Annotated in this window: 1 protein-coding gene; it reads left to right on the top strand. The window is 59.8% G+C overall.

Annotated features, from left to right (window positions below; translation table 11 throughout):
• Positions 1-78: 78 nt before the first annotated feature.
• Positions 79-251 (top strand): transposase (locus tag ACSQ3I_RS28150; RefSeq protein WP_436004489.1); only part of this gene is annotated, 173 nt, incomplete at its 3' end.

Below are 251 nucleotides of genomic sequence, written 5' to 3'. Positions count from 1 at the left end.
GTAAGCCCACGGTGAGGGCCGTCTTGCGATGACGGTCTGCTGACTGGCAGTCCTAGTGGTAACACTAGGAGTAGTCATATGACGAAGCATCCCATCGAGGTGATCACATCTGTAGAGCGCCGCCGACGCTGGACACATGAGGACAAAGAGCGGCTCGTCGCGGCCTGCTTTGAGCCAGACGCGGTGGTATCGGAGATTGCCCGCGCGGCCGGTATCCATGTCAGTCAGTTGTTCCGCTGGCGCAAGGAGCT

This window comes from Rhizobium sp. LjRoot30 (assembly GCF_964253915.1).
GTDB lineage: Bacteria > Pseudomonadota > Alphaproteobacteria > Rhizobiales > Rhizobiaceae > Metarhizobium.
The sequence above is the reverse complement of the archived record's forward strand: the minus strand, read 5'-3'. Positions and strand labels throughout refer to the sequence as shown.